Annotated in this window: 8 protein-coding genes and 8 pseudogenes; 14 read left to right on the forward strand and 2 right to left on the reverse strand. The window is 42.3% G+C overall.

Features of this window, described 5'->3' with window-relative positions; translation table 11 throughout:
- Positions 1–174 precede the first annotated feature (174 nt).
- A complete protein-coding gene (glnA, locus tag TT11_RS14945; RefSeq protein WP_057760355.1) occupies positions 175–1,584 on the reverse strand; it encodes a type I glutamate--ammonia ligase in 1,410 nt (469 codons plus the stop codon).
- A gap of 830 nt (positions 1,585–2,414) precedes the next feature.
- Here glnA and TT11_RS14950 point away from each other — a divergent pair.
- The 5 genes and pseudogenes from TT11_RS14950 (at position 2,415) to TT11_RS14970 (ending at position 6,979) form a co-directional block, all read left to right on the forward strand.
- Positions 2,415–3,038 carry an aminodeoxychorismate/anthranilate synthase component II gene (locus TT11_RS14950; protein ID WP_261871014.1) on the forward strand — a complete coding sequence of 208 codons (624 nt, stop codon included), beginning with the start codon at positions 2,415–2,417 and terminating at the stop codon, positions 3,036–3,038.
- Between the two features lie 98 nt (positions 3,039–3,136).
- Positions 3,137–4,259: pseudogene (gene trpD / locus TT11_RS14955) on the forward strand (anthranilate phosphoribosyltransferase).
- A gap of 170 nt (positions 4,260–4,429) precedes the next feature.
- Complete coding sequence (trpC, locus tag TT11_RS14960; RefSeq protein WP_261871015.1) at positions 4,430–5,299, forward strand: indole-3-glycerol phosphate synthase TrpC; 870 nt, start codon at positions 4,430–4,432, stop codon at positions 5,297–5,299.
- Positions 5,300–5,406: 107 nt separating this feature from the next.
- Positions 5,407–6,139 (forward strand): annotated as a pseudogene (locus tag TT11_RS14965) (Smr/MutS family protein).
- Between the two features lie 207 nt (positions 6,140–6,346).
- Positions 6,347–6,979, forward strand: a complete 633-nt coding sequence (locus tag TT11_RS14970) for a DNA-3-methyladenine glycosylase (RefSeq protein ID WP_261871016.1) — start codon at positions 6,347–6,349, stop codon at positions 6,977–6,979.
- 60 nt (positions 6,980–7,039) lie between these two features.
- Here TT11_RS14970 and TT11_RS14980 read toward each other — a convergent pair.
- Positions 7,040–8,966: pseudogene (locus tag TT11_RS14980) on the reverse strand (mechanosensitive ion channel family protein).
- 498 nt (positions 8,967–9,464) lie between these two features.
- Here TT11_RS14980 and TT11_RS14985 point away from each other — a divergent pair.
- From TT11_RS14985 to TT11_RS17525, 9 genes and pseudogenes are all read left to right on the forward strand, one after another.
- Positions 9,465–11,402, forward strand: a complete 1,938-nt coding sequence (locus TT11_RS14985; RefSeq protein WP_261871019.1) for a TonB-dependent receptor domain-containing protein — start codon at positions 9,465–9,467, stop codon at positions 11,400–11,402.
- A gap of 351 nt (positions 11,403–11,753) precedes the next feature.
- Positions 11,754–13,177 (forward strand): annotated as a pseudogene (gene ahcY / locus TT11_RS14990) (adenosylhomocysteinase).
- A gap of 13 nt (positions 13,178–13,190) precedes the next feature.
- Positions 13,191–14,039, forward strand: a complete 849-nt coding sequence (gene metF, locus TT11_RS14995) for a methylenetetrahydrofolate reductase [NAD(P)H] (protein ID WP_057760372.1) — start codon at positions 13,191–13,193, stop codon at positions 14,037–14,039.
- Positions 14,040–14,391: 352 nt separating this feature from the next.
- Positions 14,392–15,221: pseudogene (locus tag TT11_RS15000) on the forward strand (16S rRNA (uracil(1498)-N(3))-methyltransferase).
- 173 nt (positions 15,222–15,394) lie between these two features.
- Positions 15,395–15,976, forward strand: coding sequence for a PAS domain S-box protein (locus TT11_RS15005; protein WP_261871020.1), 582 nt, complete (start codon positions 15,395–15,397; stop codon positions 15,974–15,976).
- Between the two features lie 110 nt (positions 15,977–16,086).
- Complete coding sequence (locus tag TT11_RS15010; RefSeq protein ID WP_261871021.1) at positions 16,087–17,106, forward strand: bifunctional diguanylate cyclase/phosphodiesterase; 1,020 nt, start codon at positions 16,087–16,089, stop codon at positions 17,104–17,106.
- Between the two features lie 579 nt (positions 17,107–17,685).
- Positions 17,686–19,478 (forward strand): annotated as a pseudogene (locus tag TT11_RS15015) (acyl-CoA dehydrogenase C-terminal domain-containing protein).
- 348 nt (positions 19,479–19,826) lie between these two features.
- Positions 19,827–21,609: pseudogene (locus TT11_RS15020) on the forward strand (acyl-CoA dehydrogenase C-terminal domain-containing protein).
- A gap of 237 nt (positions 21,610–21,846) precedes the next feature.
- Positions 21,847–24,293 (forward strand): annotated as a pseudogene (locus TT11_RS17525) (site-specific recombinase).
- Positions 24,294–24,403 lie beyond the last annotated feature (110 nt).

A 24,403-nucleotide genomic window follows, 5' to 3' on the forward strand; every position in this document is an offset into this window, starting at 1 on the left:
TATTAATATAATTTTATAAAACTATTATGCGTGAGTTTTGACATGAAATCAGTAGCGATTTCAAAGAAAATTCAGCAATTGGACTGATACACTTTATTAATACGCATAAAAAACCAGCCAAGTTAACCTTAGCTGGTTTTGTGACTCAAAATAAATGAGTGCTTTAGCGACTAATTAGCAGCTGTAGTACATGTCAAATTCGACAGGGTGTACAGTTACGTTCAAACGTTGTACTTCTTCTTCTTTCAAAGCAATAAACGCTTCTAGCATGTCTTCAGTGAAGACATCACCTTTTAATAAGAAGTCATGATCGTCACGCAATGCTTGTAGTGCAACGTCTAAGCTCTCTGCAACCGTTGGGATTTGTGCTTCTTCTTCTGGTGGCAAGTCATACAAGTTTTTGTCCGCAGCTTCGCCTGGATGCATTTTGTTTTGGATACCGTCAAGGCCGGCCATCAACAATGCAGCAAACGCTAGGTATGGGTTAGCCGTTGGATCAGGGAAACGTGCTTCTACACGTACCGCTTTCGGACTGCTTACGTGTGGAATACGGATAGATGCTGAACGGTTAGATGCTGAATAAGCAAGTTTGATAGGCGCTTCATAATGTGGTACTAGACGCTTATAGCTGTTCGTTGATGGGTTAGTAATCGCATTCAACGCACGAGCATGCTTGATAATACCGCCAATGAAATACAATGCTGTTTCAGACAGACCAGCATACTCATCACCAGAGAATGTGTTTACGCCGTCTTTTGAGATTGACATATGTACGTGCATACCTGAACCGTTATCACCAACGATTGGCTTAGGCATAAAGGTCGCTGTTTTGCCAAACTGATGCGCAACGTTATGAACAACATATTTCAATTGCTGAACTTCATCCGCTTTACGTACCATCGTGTTGAATGCAACACCGATCTCAGACTGGCAAGACGCTACTTCATGGTGATGAACTTCAACCGAACCTTCACCAACGATTTCTTCGATGCGTTCACACATAACAGCACGCATATCATGTGAGCTATCGATTGGTGGTACTGGGAAATAGCCGCCTTTCACACGTGGGCGATGCGCCATGTTGCCCCACTCGTAAGTCTCGTTAGTCGACCATGCTGCTTCTTCAGCCGTGATCTTATGACTAACGCCAGACATATCGACTGACCATTTAACATCGTCAAATACAAAGAATTCAGGCTCTGGACCGAAATAAGCAGTATCACCGATACCAGTAGACTTTAAATACTCTTCAGCGCGACGTGCGATAGAACGTGGGTCACGGTCATAACCTTGTAGCGTTGATGGCTCGATGATATCGCAAGTCACTACCACAGTCACCGCGTCAAAGAACGGGTCAACAAAAGCAGTTTCTGGATCAGGACGCAAGATCATATCTGACGCTTCGATACCTTTCCAACCAGCGATTGATGAGCCATCAAACATTTTGCCGTCTTCCATGACATCTTCATCAACGGTATGCGCTGGGAAGCTGATGTGCTGCTCTTTGCCGCGTGTATCAGTAAAGCGAAAATCAACCCATTTAGCATTAGAGGATTGGATAAGATCTAATAGTTTATTCGACATGAATAGTCTCCGTTGTGTTGATCACGTAATTGCGATTTAAAATTATTAATATGATGTTCTTGTCCAAGAATGTCAGATGTGCTCTCAATACTAAAACAGCGCATTCGATATTATGCTTATTATCAGCACTATTTTGCGTATTAGTCAAGATGCTCATCTAAAGCGTTTACTTAATCAGACCAATATTTGTGCACATGGTCCAACATACGCCAATTCAATCCTAACGACATTCTAGCAATATACAACTCATAATGCTGAACTCTTCGGGCTCTTGTTAATAATTATTTTTAGACCAATTTCTTGGCTTTAAAAATAATCATAACAGCAATAATGCAAAGGCTATGCCAATGTATTGCCACTCTGATAACAGATATAGTTATAGATAGATTTAATTATCAATATTTACAGTGATTTATACGATTAATATCGTTATATATTCATTAATTCCCATCAAATTAATTTTTAGAATAGCACTTAATTAGAGCACCAGTTGAGAACCAAAGGCACTTAATTGGTGCAAATACAAATATATTTATTATTGAAATGCTATTTTATAGTGCAATGTTAATAGCTGAATTTATAACATTGTCTCTGACTACATCATTTTATGCGTCAAAAAAAATAATAAAAAAATATGTTTTTACTTGGTGCTTACTTAGATAGCCCGTACCCTACATTTGATAGAAAACAAAATAGTGGTAAGATAACCGCGCGCAATAACCTCCTCTGTTATAGTCAGAGCTGCTTGTGTTCGGCAATCAAGTGACTCGATAACAGTGAGAACAAATTTCATGTTAAAAATATAATAAAACTGATAAGTTGAAGCCTTAATGATTTTGATGATCGATAATTACGATAGCTTTACGTACAATATCGTACAGTACTTCGGTGAGCTAAAGCAGGACATCACTGTCTGGCGTAATGATCAGGTCAGCATTGAGCAGATTAAAACCCTTGCACCTGATGTGATTGTGATTGGCCCAGGTCCGTGCGATCCTGACCGTGCAGGTATTTCGCTGCAAGCCATTGAGACATTTAAAGGAATTATTCCTATACTGGGTATTTGCTTGGGTCATCAAGCTATCGGTCAAGCCTTTGGCGGTCAAGTAGTCAAAGCCGGCGAAGTCATGCATGGCCGTTTATCAGCTATCTATCACAACGAGCAAGGTGTGTTTGATGGATTACCTAACCCGTCACAGGTTACGCGTTATCATTCGCTCGTCATTGACAAGACAAGCCTACCAGACTGCTTTGAACTTACCGCATGGACACAAAATGCCGATGGTAGTATTGAGGAAATCATGGGTATCCGCCATAAGGAGTTTGCTGTAGAAGGTGTTCAGTTTCATCCTGAGTCGATATTGAGCGAAGCAGGTTACCAATTGCTTAATAACTTTTTACAGACTCACGGCTTGGCTACCCTGACATCCGATGAGCTACCACAAGTTGGCTAGATTTGCCTAAAAGCACTTTGGTAAAAAATGCTGCTTTCATGAGCCCATGCCAAATTCCACGCAGATTCATATAAAAAATAATAGTAAGCGAGACCACAATGAGTACGACAAAAATAGAAGAAACGCACACGCCAGAGAGTATTACAAAATTGTCTGACGAGCAAACGCATCAATTGCTAACCACAGCTTTGGGTAGAATATTTCAACACATCGATTTAACCTTTGACGAGATGTATCAAGTGATGCTCATCATCATGCAAGGTAGATGCAGCGACGCTATGATGGGCGCTATCTTGACAGGCCTACGCATGAAAGGCGAATCCATTGACGAGATTACTGCATCAGCCAGCGCCATGCGTGCACTAGCCGCCAACATTGAACCAAAGAACTGCGATTACTTGGTAGATATCGTTGGTACTGGCGGCGATGGTGCTAACTTGTTCAATGTCTCAACTGCATCGGCATTGGTTGTTGCGGCAGCTGGTGCACAAGTTGCTAAGCACGGCAATCGCGGCGTCTCGACCAAATCTGGTAGTTCAGACTTACTTGAGCAAGCAGGTATCAGTCTTGCGCTCACGCCAAAGCAGGCGAAAGACTGTATCGAAAACCAAGGTATCGGGTTTTTATTTGCACCCAATCATCACAGCGCCATGCGTTATGCCAACCCTGTACGCCGTGAATTAAAAGCACGTACCATCTTTAATATTTTGGGCCCATTGACCAACCCTGCTGGCACGCCAAACTTAGTCATCGGTGTGTTTACCGCGCAGTTATGTGAGCCGATTGCTAAGGTGATGAAAAACTTAGGCGCACGTCATGTCATGGTAGTAGGCGCAAAAGATGGTCTTGATGAAATCAGTCTTGCGACTTCGACCACAGTCGCTGAGCTAAAAGATGGCGAGATATCAGTCTATGACATGATGCCAGAAGATGCGGGTATCGAGTCACAAACTCTTATTGGCCTCGATGTCGACTCTCCAGCACAAAGCCTTGAGTTGATTCGTGCTGCACTATCTGGAGCCGACACTCATGACCGTGCCGTACTTAAAGCACGTGATATGATTGCGCTAAATGCAGGTGCCGCGATATACACTGCAGGACTTGCCAGCAACTACCCTAACGGTGTTAGCCGAGCACAAAAAAATCATTCAAAATGGTGATGCTTTACTCAAACTTGAGTCTTTAGCCAACTATACCCAACAGCTAGTCGCTCAAGGTTAACTTATAAACACTCATATACTGTCTATAGTCAAAGAAACCTAAAACGGATACAAGGCAGCCAACCACAGATTGTACAAGTCGTACATCTAAGAAGGGCAACGCCGTAGTCATTTAGTAGTTATTAATAGCTCTCTGACTATATTTACATTTAACGATATTCGGATACCAGTATGACCAAAACCCATTCAGACATACCATCAGTGCTACAGCGCATTGTCGCCACCAAAGTAGAAGAAGTAAAAGCCGCTCGCGAAGCATTGTCTCTAGAGGACTTGAAAGCACAGGTCGCAGCTGATGATAAACCGCGTCGAGGTTTTGCCGCGGCATTACGTGCTGCTGGCACTAAAGAAAATGGTATCGGTATCATTGCTGAGATTAAAAAAGCCTCACCGTCTAAAGGCATTATCAATCATAACTTTACCCCTGCTCTATTTGCGCAGCAGTATGAGCAAGCAGGCGCTAGTTGTCTGTCTGTATTGACCGACCGTGATTACTTTCAGGGCGATGACATCTATCTTATTCAAGCAGCTAATACCTCAAGCTTACCGATATTACGTAAAGACTTTATGATTGATGTCTATCAAATCTATCAATCTTACCTAATGGGCGCTGACTGCATCCTCCTCATTGTGGCTTGCCTAGATGATGCGCAAGTACAAGAGCTACATGCACTTAGTATTGAGCTTGGTATGGACGTATTAATAGAAGTGCATACCCAATCTGAGCTTGAGCGTGCGCTACAGTTGCCACGCTCAGAGCACAATATCTACGGTATCAATAACCGTGATTTAAATACCTTCGATGTGGACCTGCAAACCACGCTTGATCTTAAGAATATTTTAAACGACGCACTCGCTACTGATAGCGCTGAACAAAAACCACTTATCGTGACCGAGAGTGGTATTCATAGCAGTGATGATATTCGCCTTATGCTAAGTAATGATATTCAGCACTTTTTAATCGGTGAGCAATTTATGAAAACTGATCATCCTGGACAAGCGTTACAATCCTTACTTGCGGGCGTCGCAGCAGACGGGTAAAGTAACTCAATAATTTATGCTTAAATATATACTAATAGCTTGAACAATGTCTGCGCTATATACATAGTTCAATCAACCATTCATCAATCAACGATACGTTAACTTTTATGTCAAACTCTCTGTTTTCAAAAGAAATGCAAGACCAGCTCAAAGAACTTAAAGGCCAGCTGAGCAAGGGCCGTGATACCAATTCACCTGAAGGTGAGAATCAAAAGCCGACTGAGCCAGTGTCGCTACCGACTCAAAAGCAAGTAAAAAAAGACAGTCAAGCAGCTAGATAGTGAACACATCGATGACGATAAAGTTCTGTTTATGCAAGCCATGCATGGTGTCAATCAGCTAGAAGACAAAAATGTCCGCTCACCTGCCAGCGCAACTAAAGCAGGTAAGCCTGATGCAGCGACACTATCAAAACGTGCGGCGGCTCAAGGTAGTGAAGCCAGTGATTTAGGCGCAGGCTTGTCAGATATGCAAGCACTACTGAACCCTGTTGCTGCTGAAGCTTATTTGTCTTATAAGCAGCCTACACTGCAAAATAAAATCTTTGATCAGCTCAAAAAAAGGCAAGCTGCGTTGGTATGATGCGGTAGATATCCATGCTGTACAATAGAAGAAGCTCGCGAAGCGATGACTCAACTATTGAGCCAAGCCAAGCAGAAAAACGAAACCATGGTAAAAATCGTCCATGGTAAAGGTAGCGAAGCGATTCTAAAAACTTGTATCAATGGCTGGTTACGTCAATTGCCAGAAGTACTGGCATTTTGTTCTGCGCCACCAAAAGATGGTGGTAACGGTGCTGTACTAGTACTACTTAAAAAACCTAAAGCAGATGGCGAATAGGTCTATTGTTAGTGATACGGTACTATATAAAAAGGACTGCTTATTTGCAGTCCTTTTTTTATCAATCATCCATGGTTTAGACGTAGACTATAACGATGTTTCCTTTAATGAATACTCTCTTTCATGTACATTCCATTTAATGTGAGCTTCTCACCTTTTATTAATATATAGACTTGAGCACCTTCTAATTAGCAAAGCGAAATCACTATGAATATACAGACTATTGAAAACATTAACGAACTAGAACAGCAGATTGCTGCGCTGATTGCCATTGAACCAAGGTTTGCTCCTGTCCATAAGCAGGTCGGTACACCTAACCTTAGGCATAATGCAGGTGGGTTTGAGCAGTTGATGAGAGCGATGGTCGGTCAGCAGTTATCAGTTGCCGCCGCTGCCAGCATTTGGAAACGGTTGGTTGATGCAGAATTAATCACTCCGCAAGCTATACGCGAGGCGACAGATGATACTTTGAAGACACAAGGATTGTCTAAGCAAAAAACTCGTTATGTGCGTTCATTAGTGGATCATGATATAGACTTTGCAGCCTTAGAAACTTTGCCAAATGAAGAGGTCATAACAACCTTGACAGCTGTGACAGGGATTGGACGTTGGACAGCTGAGATGTATTTACTATTTTCGCTAAAACGTACAGACATACTCGCTGTCGATGATTTGGCCATTAAAGTTGCAGCCATGGAGTTGTTAGGCTTAGCAGAGCGCCCAACACCCAAGCAGCTTAAAGATCTAACTCAGCACTGGTCACCTCATCGCAGTGCTGCCAGCCTATTGCTTTGGTCGTACTACGGCTCATTACGTGATAAAACCGCAGTACCTTTATAACTAATAGAGCAAAAACTGAGCTAGTGTTATTCATTACCATTCGTGAGCAAAGAGTCTCTTTTAAGGCTGGTTCCATATAGAGAAGCCAGACTTGTTTTTAGTGTGCTTAAACTTACTTTTTCTTAGCATATGACTTTTATGCTTTAGTGCCTTAAGCGCACCACTTCTGCTGACGGTCGCCATAGAGAATTTGTGGTGACTTGCAACATCATTTTTAGCCTTGTCACTATCTTTACGAATATCAACGCCATCGTCGTTGTAATCTTTCCTGTATACGCTTGTGTTTACTTCCTTGTTATCAGACACTTCATTATTAGCAGAGTTACTACTGTTGTCTGATTCATCTCCTTCTGCTGAGTCATCAGTGCTACTTCCCACATGATGTTCAAGCTCCGTTTGATTAACAATCAACTGCTGAGTCGGCAATGCATGTTCTACTTTATATTTCGCGACTTTCTTTAATATATCGACAAACAAAGCGTTTTGTTTGTCATAGAACTCAATGATACCAATAGCATTCACATAAGCTTGCAACTGAATAACATAGCAATCTTGGCGCAGCTCCAAAATATTGACCTGATTCCATTCTTGATTGGTCAAATCATGCTCTTTTATAAATTCATCCAAGTCATTAACCATTTTGAATATTACGTCAAGATCAGCGGTACGCTTAATATATAAGTAATGGAAAAAAACGAAACATATCGCGAGAGGTAAAGTTTTCGATCTGCATCGATGAAAAATCACCATTTGGTACCGTAACAATCGTCCGCGACAAGGTCCGTACGCGTGATGAGCGAATACCAATATCAATAACTGTGCCTTCGTAAGTACCAAACTTACAATAGTCACCGATACGCACAGGTGAATCTGCCACCACTACAACACTACCAACTAGGTTTTCGATCGTCTTTTGCGCACCAAGAGCTAACGCCAAACCACCCACACCCAGTGCCGCAATACCAGTGGTCAAATCAAAACCCAAATTGCCAAAAATAACAATCACTGCAAATATCAGTAATAGCGCTTTGACAACCTTGCGCAGCAGTCCCAAAATTGAGACACGCTCAGTATAGTTTTTCTTGTAGCTTAGATTTACCGCTCGAGTAAATATCGCATCGATCACTCGTAATAGTAGCCAAGTCAGCGCCAACCAAGAGGCTATATCCGTAAAGCGATTGACTGGCTCACGTAGTGTCACCGATACGCCTGCATAAACCATCACTTCTGATAGTATCAATGCCATAATGACCACAGAGAGTGGCAATATTACTTTGTTAGGTAACGGCAATGGCGTACCACGCAAATACGGATAAACAATCCTTAATAAGTGGTATAGCAACCATACCGCGACATAAGTAAGTACAAAGCTAGTCACAATCATGGTGAGCGCGGCAACCAAATCAGCTAGCTGATAGCCGAAAAGCTTTTTACCATCTAAAGAATCAACCGTGTAGCGCGATACTAAGGTCGGCTCAGTATTTTCTATCACTTCTGGTACTGAGGTCAACGTATCGCTAGAGAACTGCCAATATTGCTCATTCTGTTTTGAGACCACCCTTTCGAGTAGTAACGGAACACTTCGCTCTCCGATATTAATCACACCGACATTTTCTTGGCTAGGTGGCAGCTGGTCAGTTAGATTACCCTCAGGTGAGTTACTAATCTGTAGATCCGGCTGAAAACGCCCACCTGCATCTAGTGCCTGTTTAAACTGTCGCACAACGGTCGTTGGGTTATCGGACTTTGATAAGTTGAGATAATTACTTGCCAGCAAATAATCATTTTCACCCAGCGCACTGATAAACCCTTGTACCGTATGACGCGGCGTATCTCGGCCAAACGAATCAGGCAATGGCGTACTTACTGTCTCTCCACTACTGTCATTACCCACTCCAAGCGCACCAGCCTCGACAGCATAAGCATTATTTGGCAAGGCAATGCTCAACAGCATAGTCAATAATAGCATTGCGACTATAATTGGCATTTTAGTAATAGCAGAGAATAAATTAGGCAAAGGACTGGGAGTCAGATTATGCTTGATAGACAAAACAAACCTCTTAGTTTAAAAATGGCATGATAAATGACAGGTGATGTCCATACTATAGTAACAATTATTTATGACAGCAGTACTTTTGATTACGCAATTTTGTAGCTAACTGTATTGGTATTTGATTTTTTACTCTATGTGCATTTCTAATAATAAGTATTTATTAAGACAGCTTTCTCTTATAAAACTAAGAAGATGCTCATAAAATATTTAGGTAAATTAATTTTTAATAGACTATTTAGCAAGCTAACCTGAATAACATTCAGCCTACCCTGAATAAAAATTAGGTTAAAGTAGTTTATAAAGCAAGTTAATTTGTAGATAATGAGCACAGTTTTGCTTATATACTGTTTTTTTGTAACTTTTGACCCCTTTTACGTCATAATAGTTACCTCTCATTTCTGCATTTTTAACTTGATTACTTTGGAATCGACTATGTCTGTATCACGTGCATCTTCACGTACCTATCTTCGTTTAAGTATTTTGAGCGCGCTTGGCTTACTTGCAGTAAATACTGCAATGGCAGCCATTTCTGAAAACGCTTCCATCAACGATAGTAACCTACCACAAGTTGAGCTTGATGAAATTGTCGTGACAGCCACACGTACGCCTACTAAAACGAGTAACGTCATTGCTCAAACTCGGGTCATTAATAGTGAAGAGCTACAACGTTATCAGGGTCAAACAGTTACTGATGTATTGAAAAATCAGCCTGGCATTAATATTACGCAAAGCGGCGGCATGGGAACAACCAGTAATTTTTATATGCGTGGTTACGATAGCAAGCAGGTGTTGGTGCTTATCGATGGGGTTCGCTACAGCTCAGTATCTTTAGGTAGCCCATCGCTAAATCTATTATCAGCGGATCAAATTGATCGTATTGAGATTTTATATGGCGCTTCAGGATCAAGTCTTTATGGCTCAGATGCGATGGGCGGTGTTATTCAAATTTTTACTAAGGGCAATAGCGTAGACCAATCTAATGTCTCTACTACCATTGGTTACGGTAGTAATAATCACTATCAAGTCGGTGTGACAGGCCAACTCAAAAACGATACTTCATCAATGAGCTTAGGTGTAAGTCGAAACGAAACTGATGGTTTTAACGCAATTGCTAATCGTAATTCTTTTGATTATAACGCTGATGATGATGGCTTTGAATCCACTAATGTCAGTTTGGCACTGCAGCACAAGCTCACAAATGCACTAAGTGCAGGGATTAGTGGCTTATATTCAGACTCTAAGACTGAGTTTGATTCAGCCGGAAAAGTCATTCCTTACGCTTACTCTGATCAAAAAAACGGTAGCGCTAATGCCTATCTACAATACAAAACCCCATTAACTCTGACTAAACTTAGCTACGGTCAAAGTATTGATAAATCAACCTCTCATGATAACAACTCTATCAGTTACGACAATGGTAGCCAGTTTGATACCACTCAAGAGCAAGCACGCTTAGAGACTAGTATTAACGCGCAACCTGGCACCGTCATTGTGGGTGCAGAATGGTTATCACAAAAATTAGATGCTTCAGACGTTTTAGACTTTTCAAACTTCCCTGATCCTGCGGTACAAACTGCCTATGACCCTGACGATAGAGATGTTAAGAGTGCTTTTGTAGGTTATCAATTAGCGGATACTTATTATGACTTGCAAGCCAACTATCGTGTAGATGACAACTCACAATATGGTAATGAAAGCACGTACAACTTAGGGGCAGCCATACGTCCGTTAGCTGGTATGCGCATCGGTGCAAATTATGCCACGGGCTTTCGCGCACCAACTTTTAACGATTTATATTACCCAGGTGATAACAATCCAAACCTAAAGCCTGAAAGAACTGAGAATACTGAAGTATTCGTTGAATACGCTAACGGTGTGCAAACTTCAAGATTGACAGGCTATCACACAGACGCAGAAGACCTTATTGCAAGTGGTACAAACATTAGCGAAGCAAAAATCAAAGGTTTGAGTTTGACCTCAGACTGGAATATGAGCACCTTTATATTTGGTCTAGGGTATGACTACTTAGACGCGAAGAACAAAACCAGAACTAATGCCAACTTTGATCAACAGCTTCCCTACCGCCCTAAAAACAGTGGTTTAGTTTATATCGGATATCAGCAGCCTATGTTTGATATGCGCTTAGAGGCGAAATATAGTGATGATAGACTGACAACTGAGAACAATGAACTTGATAGCTATACACTGCTCAACTTGAGTGGAAGCGCCTATATCACACCTAATCTACGTGCTAACCTGCGTGTAGATAATATTACTGATGAGGGTTATACCCTTGCAAGCCAATTCGGTAATGAGTATGCCACAGAAGGTACGAGTTATTTCACCTCTTTAACCTACAAGTGGTACTAATGTTAGCTGAGTAATATCAAAAAAATATCTAAATACAAAAAGGTCATCTAAAGGTGGCCTTTTTTGTGGTTATAGATTACTGCTTAAAGTTTCGTTTACCTACGCCGTCAGCTATTTATCTCAGTCAATAGGTGACAATTAACCACTCATCTATTACAATGACACCCTCCGAGAGGTGTTGCGCCATAATGATTGATTATTGCATCTGGGCTCCAAAACCATGCTAATCAATCATTATGTTAGGCTCGGTTAACTGTCGAGAGTCCATATTTTTGGTCGCTCACAGCGCAAACAACGGCACCTGCGTTTTTATTCTTTTTATCATTCGTTAACCACTGATAGGAGCATATTATGGACGCAGTGTCTACTACACCATCTGCCCATACGATCGATCCCTCTTTCACTGACTATAAAGTCGCTGACATCAGCCTTGCTGATTACGGCCGCCGTGAAATCACCCTTGCTGAAGCCGAAATGCCTGCCCTAATGGGCTTGCGTCGTCGCTACGAAGCCGACCAGCCGCTTAAAGGCGCAAAAATCGCTGGCTGTATCCACATGACCATTCAGACTGCCGTACTTATCGAGACACTAGTCGCGCTTGGTGCTGAAGTACGCTGGACATCATGTAATATCTTCTCAACTCAAGACCATGCTGCTGCTGCAATTGCTGCTGCTGGTATCTCTGTTTATGCTTGGAAAGGCGAAACAGAAGAAGAGTATGAATGGTGCCTACGTCAGCAAGTCCATGTTGGCGGCGAAGCATCAGGCCAACTTTGGGATGCTAACTTAATCTTGGATGATGGCGGTGATTTGACTGCTTTGATTCACAGCGATTATGCAGAGCTTCTTGATAACATCCACGGTATTTCAGAAGAGACCACCACTGGCGTTCATCGCTTGGTTGAGATGCTTGGTAAAGGTACACTTAAAGTACCAGCCATCAACGTCAACGATGCAGTTACCAAGTCTAAAAACGACAACAAATACGGCTGCGTCATAGCTTAAACGATGCTATCAAACGCGCTACCGATATGTTCCTTGCTGGTCGCCGCGCTTTGGTTATCGGTTATGGCGATGTAGGTAAAGGCTCTACACAAAGCTTACGCCAAGAAGGCATGATCGTACGTGTTTCAGAAGTTGACCCTATTTGTGCTATGCAGGCATGTATGGACGGCTTTGAAGTCTTATCACCATACATTGACGGTGACAACACTGGCGGCGCAGACAACATCAATAAGCGTTTGCTTGAAGACACTGACATGATCGTCACGACCACTGGTAACTACCATGTTTGTGATAGACATATGCTAGCAGCTCTTAAGCCTGGTGCTGTGGTATGTAACATCGGTCACTTTGATACCGAAATCGACACTCAGTTTATGCGTGATAACTGGCGCTGGGTTGAGATCAAGCCACAAGTTCATCAAATCTTCCGCTCAGACGATGAAAACGATTATCTAATCTTGCTTGCTGAAGGTCGCCTAGTAAACCTAGGTAACGCAACTGGTCACCCATCACGCGTGATGGACGGCTCATTTGCCAACCAAGTATTGGCTCAAATGTATCTGTTCGAAGAAAAATTCGCTGACTTGCCAGCTGACCAACGTACTGACAACCTATACGTAAAAGTATTGCCTAAAAAGTTAGACGAAGAAGTGGCCGCTGCGATGGTTGCAGGCTTTAATGGTACGCTAACCAAGCTGACCCAAAAGCAAGCTGAGTATTTGGGTGTGCCAGTTGAAGGTCCATTCAAGCCTGACGCTTATAAATACTAAAAGGAGCCTGACTGTGAGTAAGCCTGCTTTCTCCTTTGAGTTCTTTCCTGCGAAGACCGAGCAAGGTCACGAAAAGCTTCTCAGCACTTATGATGAGCTTAATAAGTTGTCACCAGCTTATTTTTCGGTGACTTATGGTGCGGGCGGTTCAACTCGTAGCCGCACCTTAGATATCGTACAGGCACTAAGTACTCGTGGTACCACTGAAATCGCGCCGCACATGTCTTGTATTGGCGACGACAAAAGTGAAATCGCTGAATTGCTCGAGTATTATAAGACTTTAGGTATTAGACGCTTAGTAGCGCTACGCGGCGACTTGCCATCAGGTCAGGTGGGCATGGGTGAGCTACCATTTGCGGTAGATTTGGTAAAGTACATTCGTGAGCATTCAGGTGATCACTTCCATATCGAAGTGGCTTCCTATCCTGAAATGCACCCACAAGCGCGGAGCTTTGAGTTTGACATTGATAACTTGGTAAATAAATACCAAGCTGGTGCCAATGCGTCGATTACCCAGTTTTTCTACAACGCTGACAGCTATCTGTACTTGCGTGATAAGTTAGAGAAACGCGGTATTGACACGGTAGCTCAGCCTTTGGTCGCTGGTATCATGCCAATTACCAATTCAAGCAATCTCTTGCGTTTTGCTGATAGCTGTGGCGCTGATATTCCGCGCTATGTACGTAAACAGCTGACAGATTTTGGTGATGACCGTAAGGCTATTCGTGAGTTTGGCTTTGATGTGGTTTATCGCTTGTGTGAACGCTTGATTGCCGAGGGCGTACCTGCCATGCATTTTTATAGCATGAACAAAGTTGAGCCAAACAAACGCTTAGTAGAAGCTTTGGGATTGACTGCTTAAATTTGTAAGCATTCTAGAATATCCCTTAATCACTCCTAAATACATTATTAATGACTGGCGCTTTTAGGAGCGCCAGTTTTTTTTATTGTCAAAATTTTGACCAATAACCCTTTACAGTTTTATTCATACACTTTATCTTATTTGATTTTTAAAAATTTCTTCACTGTGTAATAATACTGCTCTAAAAATAATTATCTTTATTAAGAAAAATTCTCATAAAACAAATGTCATTAATTGTCTCAAGTGATATTCTATAGATCTAATAATAACTATACTCAATCAAATAATAGGAATAAGACCACGTGCGACGTTTTTTTATGCCGTTAACAACGACAATACTGATACCTCACCACTGCCTAAATTGGGTGAGTTACCGCTAGGTAGCAATGTCGAATTGCCAGATAGCGTTGTCCATCACTGGTGCCGTGTACTACGAGCAAGTATTGGTGATCAAGGGATCTTGTTCGATGGATTTGGCGGCGAATATACAGTAGAGCTACAGGCAATCAGTAAAAAAAATGCCACTGCTACTTTGCTTACACATATAGACGACGATCGTACGCCGCCTACTATCACTCAGATTGGTTTGGTAATGAGCCGCGGTGAGCGTATGGACTATGCTATTCAAAAAGCAACTGAGCTTGGGGTAACTGCTATTCAGTTGCTCAGCAGCCACCATGCGAAGTCACATTGAAACCTGCTCAAGTTGAAAAGAAACTGGCGCACTGGCAACAAGTAGCGATCGCCGCTTGTGAACAATGTGGTCTTAATCGCCCACCTCTTATTCTTGCGCCACAATCTATCAACGAATGGCTAAGCAATACCAATTCTGATGCTAAGACTACTGACATTACGAAGGCGCAAATGGCTGTCAGTTCTATCGTTTCTGTGCTTAGTCATGATCCTTACTACCAAGTATTAGCAGACGCTGCAGATCTGTGTATGCAGATGAGCGTACCAGCAGCAGGACAGCCTGCTATGCCTAACGCTTTACCCGATACTCTCAAACAACAGACCCCTTATATCAAACTGTTGATCGGGCCTGAAGGTGGTCTGAGTCAAGATGAATGTCAGCAGGCAGAAAGTGTTGGCTTTAAGCCTTGGCAAATCGGCACAAGGGTCTTGCGTACCGAAACTGCACCAGTAGTAGCGTTAGCTACTTTACACGCCTTAAGCACCTAGTAAAAACTGATAAGTACTAGTATGACTATCGTAGTTTTTACCTTTTATGCTTATAGTCAAAAATAACGTCTGTTCTGTGTCGTACATAGTAAAATGCGACGCCAACTCAATGTTAATAAATTGATAATGCAGTTCTTATTTTTATAAGCCCTTATCTTTTGTGAGCCACTATTATGAGCAATTTTGACACTATTCCAGTAGCAATCAAGCAGCAGTTGATGAGTATGCTATGTGAACAGCTTGAAGATGCCATATTTATACTAGACGAAAATCTACGTTATTTATCTGTCAATCCTAGCTATGAGCTTTTGATTGGCTACAAAGAAGAGTTTTTAATCGGTCGTCCACTTGGTATATATGCTGCTGAATTTTTATCAGAAGCAGAGCAAGTAATTCTAAAAGATATCAAGAAAAACTTAAACGAACATGGTTTTTATGAACTTGATTTTTCGATGGCCAACCGTTATGGACAGAATATTGACTGTCATATTACTTATCGCAGAATTTATATAGATCAAATGGCTTATCATATTGGTATGCTGCGTGACATGTCTGCAGTTATTAAAGATCAAAAACAGGTCGCCCATTTACTCAACTATGATCAGCTCACAGGTCTCCCTAACCGCAAGGTATTTTTGAGTCAGACAAGTGACATGCTATTGGATAGTTACCAAGAGGTTGTCCTTGTACGCTTAAACATTGACCGTTATCGCAATCTTGCCAGCCTATTAGGCCTGATGGTGCCAATGATTTAATAAAAAACTTTGCAGAAGGAGTCGAAAAGCTCAAACTGCATAATTTACGCTCCTTTTCTCACTTTGGGGGTGATGATTTTGCGCTATTATTTGAAGTTAAAGATGCCAATATGGTACGTCATCAGCTAGACACACTCATGCAAATGTGTGAGCGTCCCTTCTCTACTGACAAGAGCCATGCGACAGATGCAAATATCTATTACCATATTTCTGTGGGTGTGAGCTGTTTTCCAAAAGACGATAACGAAGTAACGGGTTTATTGACCAAAGCAGAAAAAGCATTGGACTATGTCAAGCAGCATGGAGGCGATGATATACGTTGGTACGATGAGGCCATTGAAAGCGCTACCGCTGGCAGTTTAGAGTTAGAATCTGAGCTTAGGACTGCTACCATTGAAGGTCAATTCGTTCCTTATTATCAGCCAAAGTTCTCATTAGAGACTGGTGCTATCACAGGCTTTGAAGCATTGGTACGTTGGCAACACCCTACTCGCGGACTGCTCAAGCCCGTTCATTTTATCAATGCCATTATCGCGCACAAGCTCTCCTTTGATTTGTTTTCGCAACTGGCCATTAAAATTGTCAAACAACTCTCCGTTTGGCAACAGCAAGGGTTTCATCAACACGTCTGTATCAACGCTGATGCCGCGGAATTTAGCCACCCTGACTTCTTCGATATGGTGAGCACACTACTTACAGAGAATGGCGTTGCTGCCCATCAATTGCATATCGAAGTGACCGAGTCGTCTTTGATTCAGCGTCATGATAATGTAAAAAAACAGCTTAACTCGCTTAGAGAGCTTGGCGTACGTCTAGCGCTCGATGATTTCGGTACTGGTTATGCATCATTGAGCTACTTGCAAGAGTACCCATTTGATTTTATCAAAATCGATAAGAGCTTTATCTCCAATATTGAAACTGATCGTACCCAACACGCAATTGTAAAAGCCATTTTAGACTTAGCAGTCGCTTTAGACATGCAGGTCGTTGCTGAAGGTATCGAAACTGAGCAGCAGCGCGATGTGTTGTTAGATATGGGTTGCAAAATTGGTCAGGGCTATTGGTTTAGCAAACCCGTGGCTGCTGATGTCGCCACTGCGATGCTGATTAAACAAAATGCTTCTAAGTAAACGCTAAGCTATTCGCTATTAATCATAAACTACTATGTTCAGACTCCTAGCATACGAGCATGTTTCATGTTTATACCTGTGAAATAACTTACATGCTCGGTTCTACCAAATAGTGCTGTAATTTATACCGATGCGTTTGTCTTTATGGCGAACGCTATTTTTTTGGCTGTCGTTTTTTTCATGTTAATACTAATCATATAAAGGACTATCTGTCTTAGTAACATTAAATTTTTCATATGCTTAATGCTGCTGTTTCCTAGCGCCTAACGTCGATTGCATAACCGATGCAAGATAGGTTCATGACTTATCAGTCCTGTCACCAAACTTGTATAATCACTTATGAAAGCCTATCTTTTATAGTGAATTTGTTAGAGCACATTTAATCTCTCATTGACTCTGACAATCACCACTCTTTTCAACACTATTTTATGTAATCGATAGCATGGTTGACTTGCTTTACTGTTTATCATTTATTTAGATTTTCAGATTGGCTAGGTAAGAATAACGCACTAGAGGATAGTGCGACCATATGCTCATTATTGGCTATGATCGGTTACATTCCAAAAAGGACAGGAAGTTATGCAATACAAAGCGCCCTTACGTGATATCCAATTCGTTATGCATGAACTACTCGATAGTGAAAGCCACTACAAAACTTTGCCTGCGTTCCAAGAAGCTGACCGCGAGCTAATGGACAGCCTGTTTGAAATGGCTGCAAGCTTTGCTGAAAACGAACTGTCACCATTGAACCAAAGCGGTGATGCTGAAGGCTGTAAGTTTGACAATGGTAAGGTCACCACGCCAAAAGGCTTTAAAGAAGCTTATGACGCGTATTGTGAGCTTGGCTTCCCTGCTTTATCTGCTGAAGAAGATTTCGGTGGTCAAAACATGCCGTTCTCATTGTCTACTGTCATCAATGAAATGTTGGTACGGCTAACTGGTCATTCTCTATGTACCCTGGCCTATCACATGGTGCTATTCAAACCATCGAGCATCATGGTACTGACGAGCAAAAACAAACCTATTTAGAAAAAAATGGTTACTGGTGAATGGTCAGGCACCATGTGTCTTACTGAAGCGCATGCGGGTTCTGACTTAGGTATTATCCGTACCAAAGCTGAGCCTAAAGAAGATGGTAGCTATAGCATCACGGGTCAAAAGATTTTCATCTCTGCAGGTGAGCATGACCTAACCGGTAACATTATCCACATTGTATTGGCTCGTCTACCAGGCGCACCTGCTGGCACCAAAGGTATCTCACTATTTATCGTTCCTAAAATGACGGTAAACGCGGATGGTAGCGTTGGCGAAAGCAACAATGTCGTTTGTGGCTCTATCGAACACAAAATGGGTATCAAAGCTTCTGCAACTTGTGTCATGAACTTCGATGGCGCAACGGGTTACTTGATTGGACCTGAAAACCGTGGCTACAGTGTATGTTCACCTTTATGAACGTGGCACGTATCGGTACTGCTGTGCAAGGTTTGACTGCAGCAGAGTATGCGTTCCAAGGTTCATTGACTTATGCAAAAGACCGCTTAGCGATGCGTTCACTATCAGGTACGAAAGCACCAGAGAAAGCGGCTGACCCTATCATCGTACATCCAGCGGTTCGTAACATGCTATTGACTGAAAAAGCCTTTGCTGAAGGTGGTCGTGCGCTAGTTTATTATCTCTCACACTTTGCAGATACCGTCGCAAAAGGCGAAGGCAAAGAGTTGAAGTTTGCTGACCAAATGTTGTCACTACTGACACCAATTGCTAAAGCGTTCTTGACTGAAACAGGTCTGGAAGCTGCCAACCATGGTATTCAGGTTTATGGTGGTCATGGTTTCGTTAGTGAATGGGGTATGGAGCAGAACGTACGTGATACGCGCATTTCTTGCTTATACGAAGGTACCACAGAGATTCAAGCACTTGACTTGTTAGGCCGTAAAGTCCTAGGTTCACAAGGTAAGCTACTTGCGAACTTTGTAAACGTTATCCAAGAATTCTGTGAAGAAAACAAAGAAAATGACGAGATGGGTCAGTTCATTCGCCCACTTGCCAAGCATCTTAAAGAATGGGGCGATTTAACTGCACGCATCGGCATGCAAGCAACTGAAACGCCAGACGCTGTCGGCGGCGCTGCAGTAGACTATATGTATTTCAGTGGTTATGTCACCCTAGCCTACTTATGGGCACGTATGGCACTGGTTGCTCAGACTGCTATCGCAAACGGTACTGGCGAAAAAGCATTCTATGATGCTAAAGTTAAAACGGCTCAGTTCTACTTTGCTAAGCTATTGCCACGTACGACTACGCACGTACAGCGTATCAGCACTGGTGTAGAGCCATACATGAGCATGGACGTTGATCAGTTTGCCTTTTAATTAAAGCGCTAAACTTCGCTATCGTATAATCTTGAGCGGCAATATACTTCGGTGTGTTGCCGCTTTGTTTTGCAGATACTTATGACAACTATCAACATAGTTTTAACAGTAGCAACTATCTATAAGCACCGACCTATCTACCTTCTCACATTATAGTTGTCAGTGAGGTGTCTATAAGCACTTCAATAGCCGCTGCTAACTTTTGGTGTACGCACAATTCACGAAGAAATACACTCGCTCACAAGCTTATTTGTTAAACTTTGATTATTAATCGCTAAGGTTATACCAAGAGAACAGTTGATAATCTTAACAACTTCAATTTTAATTATTTGAACCAAAGGAATGTTTATGGCTGTTTATAATGCCCCTCTTAATGACATGCGCTTTATCTTAAATGACGTATTCAAGGCGCCAGAGTTTTGGCAAAACAACGAAAACTTGGCTCATGTCGACATGGAAACTGTCGATATGATTTTAGAAGAAATGGGAAAACTGTCAAAAAACATTCTACTTCCTATTAACCGTAGCGGTGATGAAGAAGGCGCAACTTTCGAAGGTGATGGCGTCGTCACGACTCCGACAGGATTCAAAGAAGCCTATAAGCAATATGCTGAGTCAGGCTGGGTTGGCTTAAGCGGTAATGCTGAATACGGCGGTCAGGGCTTCCCTAAAATGGTTACCATGCTCACCGAAGAGATGGTTTTTACTGCCAACCAGTCATTTGCCCTGTATCCAAACCTAACAGTCGGTGCGACACTTTGCTTAAATGCGGCTGGCTCTGAAGAGCAAAAGCAAACTTATCTAGAAAAAATGTACAATGGCGAATGGGCTGGCACCATGTGCTTGACGGAGCCGCATGCTGGTACTGATTTGGGTATTATCAAAACCAAAGCTGTGCCTAATGATGATGGTAGCTATGATATCTCTGGTACCAAAATCTTTATCACTGGTGGTGAGCATGACCTTACTGACAACATCATTCATTTGGTATTGGCAAAAACACCAAATGCACCAGAAGGCTCAAAAGGTATCTCGCTATTTGTCGTACCAAAATTCTTGGTCAATGCAGATGGTAGCTTAGGCGAGCGCAACACATTAGCGGTAGGCTCTATCGAACACAAAATGGGCATCAAAGCCTCTGCAACTTGTGTCATGAACTTTGATAATGCTAAAGGCTGGATGGTTGGCGCGGAAAACACTGGTCTATCATCAATGTTTATCATGATGAACTATGAGCGTGTCACTATGGGCTTGCAAGGCTTGGTGGCTCTGAGCTTGCCTATCAAAATGCAGCATTATATGCCAATGACCGTGGTCAAGGCCGTAGCGATACACAGCTACAAAGCCAGAAAAACCCGCTGATGCTATTATCCATCATGCTGACGTCCGTCGTATGCTATTGAACGCCAAAGTAAACACTGAAGCGTCGCGCTGTTTTGCGATGTATGTTGCCAAAAATCTTGATGAAGAGAAGTTTAGTACCGATCCTGAGTCAGCCAAAGCAGCTGCGGCTCGTGTTGCCCTACTGACACCAGTTGCTAAAGCATTTTTGACTGATAAGGCGCTGGAAGCCACTGTTGATTGTCAGCAAGTCTTTGGTGGTCATGGCTATATCCGCGAATGGGGTATGGAGCAGATCGTTCGTGATACCCGTATTGCGCAGATTTATGAAGGCACCAACGGTATTCAAGCGCTTGACTTACTAGGTCGTAAGGTTGCGCGTAACAACGGTAAGTACGTCACTCATTTCTTGGGTGAGATTCGTGACTTCGTTAACAATATGCAAGCAGATCATGCTATCAAGCAAGCTACGTTGAATGCAGCAGATACCATCGAAGAGCTAACCACCACTGTGCTTAACAACATTGGCGAACGCAAAAACGAAATCAATGGCTGTGCGGTTGACTACATGCATGCGTTTGGCTACCTCGCCTACTCGTACATGTTTGCGTTGATGGTAGAAGCCGCTAATGGCAAAGAAGGCGAGTTTTATACCAATAAAGCCAAGCTTGCGGATTACTTCGTTGGTCGTGTCTTACCGCGTATCGATGCTCATGCACAAATGGTCAAAGCTGGTAGTGACCCAATGATGAACTTTGATCTTGCTTATTTCGACGTTCCTGCAAGCTAAGCTAGCTTTAAAACTAACCTAAAATACCTTGATTAAAAGGACAGTCGTGTTACTGTCCTTTTTTTTGTCAAAATAACTGCTAACAAAATAATTCAATATCAATTGGCAGTTCCGATTAAAATAACGCAAGACAAGATGTCGCTCGACTACAATTGAACGATTGGTAAACATTACTCAACCACTTATACCGACTTAAATAATAAAAACGATTGAAACAACCATGATAAAGGGTGCGACGTGTCAGAATTAAAACGCATTTTACAACAGATTACTGCCTTGAGCGACGTGCCAGATCCTGCGGTACTCAAACGCTTGATTGATGAGCTACGAGTCAGTGATAAAGAACCTGCATTGGCCAACGAAAAAATTCAATCCCTTATTGATATCATACATCAGCATCCAGAATATGGAGATGGGCTGTCTAGTTTTGTGCTAAAACTGATTATCCAATATCGACAAATTGCGCTGTATACCGATACTGGTATTATGTCCGACCAAGGGTTTTTTAACAGTTTACGCCGGTTGATTGGCCATCGGTTTTTACCATTATTACCACAAGACGACTCTGTCGTAGAATTGGTGGGCTACTTATTTAATAAACGCTCTGATGAACGCTGGCTTGCCAATATTGAAAAGGAAAAATGGGACAAACTGGTTGAGCTGGTGCGCGTAGAAGAGAAACACTTAAACCTAGTCGCTACTGCAAAAAAACAGTATTCTAAACGCCATTATCATTTTGTCTTATCGCATCAGCGGTATCGGCTTGCATCCTGATTTGATGGAGTCGTATCCACAGATACTGAATTATTCCGCATCTTTTGTTGCACAAAATCAAGAAGCCGTACTCTTCGTTAATCAATATCGTCAAGCACATGAACTTGATACCTTGACAGATATTACGCCTGAGCAAGCAGTCGATCCCGCACCTCTATTGGTTATGCTTGAACAGTGCGAAGATATCGTCGCTACCGTACGCAAGCGGATTTATAAGACCGGTATTTCTATTCGTTTGACCAATATGATGCTGCGTTTAGATCAAAGCTTGCAGCGTATGCGGATTTTAACTGAGCTGGTCACAGACGATAATCAAAAGCGAGATCGTGCTGTTATCGAACTGATACAGGCGCTCATCACTACGGCCAATCAGCGCTATAGTATTGGCTATTTGATTGATAACAATACCAAACTGCTCTCTCGCAAAGTCACAGAAAATGCCAGCCGCGTCGGTGAGCATTATATTAGTACCGATAAAGCTGGCTATCAAAAGATGCTTAAAAAAAGCCTCTATTGGTGGCTTTATCATTGCATTTATGGCAACTATAAAAATACTGGCGTACCACTTAGCGCTCGCACCCATGGGTCGCGCGTTCATCAACAGTATGATTTATGGGTTGGGTTTCGTATTCATTCATGTTATTCGCGGCACAGTCGCGACCAAGCAGCCAGCCATGACCGCAGCTGCGATTGCCTCTACCATTTCTGAAGGCTCTGGTAAAAAAATCGCATCAGTTGACTAAGCTATCAGAATTGGTCGTCGATATCTTGCGTACCCAGTTTATCGCTATCATGTAACGTCATGTTAGCCGTACCCGTCGCTTTGATTATATCTTTTGCTTGGTTGCAATATACTGGTGCGCCAATGATTGACACTGAGAAAGCAGGACACTTGCTACATGATCTCGACCCGTTCCACTCATTAGCACTGCCCCATGCTGCTATTGCTGGGGTTTACCTGTTCTTATCTGGTTTGATTGCCGGTTATTACGATAACTTGGCAGTTTATAACAACGTAGGCGCGCGTATACAACGTCACAGATTGTTGAAATATATACTGCCTAGCTCATGGCTTCAGCGTTTAGGCGGCTTTATAGAGGCCAACTTGGGCGCTATCATGGGTAACTTCTTATTCGGGGTGTTCTTAGGTAGTACCGCAACTATTGGCTATATCTTCGGCTTACCAATTGATATTCGTCACATTGCCTTTGCTTCAGCAAACTTGGCACATGGACTATTCAATATATCTGCTGATGACATCAGCTGGAGCCTCATCCTAATTTCTATACTTGGCGTGGCCTTATTGGTTTGGTCAACTTAATTGTTAGCTTTTCACTGGCACTGTTTGTCGCCCTACGTTCTAAAGAAGTTCGCTTTTTTTGAATGGAGTCGCCTCACAAAACTGGTGTTTGGCCATATTATTAGTCATCCGTCTGACTTTTTCTGGCCACGTGATAAGCCAATGAAATATGCGCGTATCGATAGTCAGGGTCACATGATATTTGATGATACCTCTGCACAAAAAAATGGCAAATCTATACCAAGCAATTACGTGGTAAGGCGTTTGTCTGATGTCAGAATCTTGCCTGAATCTAAACATGCTGATGCTCAACATTCACAGACCAACACCGACATCAACTATGAAAAGCAGCCGACTGATGAGCATACGCAGCCGTATAACTCTCCTGAAAAGGTAATGGATTTGGACGATGGTTTAGTCGATGACGAACTAAACAGTGTTCCTTATACCGATGATATCCAATACGATAAGGCCACCAAAACGATAAGTACGATTGATAACGATGTTGTTAGTGATGAGCCATACCACACTGACTCTGATGACAAGCATACTGGTGATGCAAAAACACCTTTACCAAAACCTAAAAAAACCACCAAAGCTGCCTAGTTAAATAGGTAGTTGCGGTGGGTTTTTGCTCGATCAATCGTTGATATTAAAGTTATTTGTCATAAGACCTGTTATGGGAAGAAGAGCGGTTCCCTAGTTAGGGTTTGGCTGTAG

It is taken from the genome of Psychrobacter sp. JCM 18901 (genome assembly GCF_000586435.1).
Taxonomy (GTDB): domain Bacteria; phylum Pseudomonadota; class Gammaproteobacteria; order Pseudomonadales; family Moraxellaceae; genus Psychrobacter.

Excerpts from the sequence above, each read along its gene's own strand:
- glnA (WP_057760355.1), bottom strand. The coding sequence starts at position 1,584 with ATGTCGAATAAACTATTAGATCTTATCCAATCCTCTAATGCTAAATGG.
- TT11_RS14950 (WP_261871014.1), top strand. The coding sequence starts at position 2,415 with ATGATTTTGATGATCGATAATTACGATAGCTTTACGTACAATATCGTA.
- trpC (WP_261871015.1), top strand. The coding sequence starts at position 4,430 with ATGACCAAAACCCATTCAGACATACCATCAGTGCTACAGCGCATTGTC.
- TT11_RS14970 (WP_261871016.1), top strand. The coding sequence starts at position 6,347 with ATGAATATACAGACTATTGAAAACATTAACGAACTAGAACAGCAGATT.
- TT11_RS14985 (WP_261871019.1), top strand. The coding sequence starts at position 9,465 with ATGTCTGTATCACGTGCATCTTCACGTACCTATCTTCGTTTAAGTATT.
- TT11_RS15005 (WP_261871020.1), top strand. The coding sequence starts at position 15,395 with ATGAGCAATTTTGACACTATTCCAGTAGCAATCAAGCAGCAGTTGATG.
- TT11_RS15010 (WP_261871021.1), top strand. The coding sequence starts at position 16,087 with ATGGTACGTCATCAGCTAGACACACTCATGCAAATGTGTGAGCGTCCC.